At 54.8% G+C, this 909-nt stretch carries 2 protein-coding genes; both read left to right on the top strand.

All coding sequences use genetic code 11. The annotated features are described in order from the left end of the window. Window positions 1–489: DJ-1/PfpI family protein (locus B3Z49_RS21905; protein ID WP_296994979.1), on the top strand; the 489-nt coding region annotated here is incomplete at its 5' end. A gap of 118 nt (window positions 490–607) precedes the next feature. Beyond that, window positions 608–909 (top strand): ribbon-helix-helix domain-containing protein (locus tag B3Z49_RS21900; protein ID WP_296994976.1); only part of this gene is annotated, 302 nt, incomplete at its 3' end.

Below are 909 nucleotides of genomic sequence, written 5' to 3'. Positions count from 1 at the left end.
CATGTCGACGCCGTTTGCCCGGACAAGAATGCCGGCGATACGGTTGCAACGGCCATCCATGATTTCGAAGGTGATCAGACCTATAGCGAAAAGCGCGGCCACAACTTTGCCCTGAATGCCGATTTTGCAACGGCGCGTGCCGAAAACTATGACGCGCTTGTCATCCCCGGCGGTCGTGCACCGGAATATCTGCGCCTGAACGAAGATGTCATTCGTCTGGTGCGTGATTTCCATGCCGCCAACAAACCGATCGCTGCTGTCTGCCATGGCGCTCAACTTCTTGCAGCCGCCGATATCATCAAGGGTCGCAAGGTTTCCGCCTATCCGGCCTGCGCACCGGAAGTCAAACTTGGCGGCGGCACCTATGCCGACATCGCCATTGATGATGCCTGCATCGACGGCAATCTAGTAACCGCACCGGCTTGGCCGGCACATCCGAAATGGATGGCGGCTTTCCTCAAGGTTCTTGGCACTGAAATCAATTTGTAATCTATCGGCGCCCAAACGGTGATTGCGTTTGGGCGCCATTTGATCGACCATTGCGCCAAACAAAAAGAAAACCGCTGCACATCTCGTAACGGCGGCACAAACAGGAAAGGGCGTTCAAATGTGTCAGATTTATTCTGGAACTGACCCGGAACTTTATCAGTCTGTCAGCCGGTCTGTGCGGATTAACGGCGTTGTCACAAGTCTGCGCCTGGAGCTGCGTTTCTGGCAGATTCTTGATGAAATCGCCGCGGGTGAAGGTTTCAGCACCCCGCAGTTTCTCGGTAAAATCCACGACGAGGTCGTCGCCCAACGCGGTGACATCCCGAATTTCGCATCGCTTGTGCGCGTGATTTGTACCGTATATCTGGAAAAACAGGCTGGCCTGCATGTTCATGTCCCGGCAAACACCGCGACATCACA

This window comes from Thalassospira sp. UBA1131, from assembly GCF_002311515.1.
Taxonomy (GTDB): domain Bacteria; phylum Pseudomonadota; class Alphaproteobacteria; order Rhodospirillales; family Thalassospiraceae; genus Thalassospira.
Note: the sequence above shows the minus strand (reverse complement) of the source record. Positions and strands in the feature narration are given on the sequence as shown.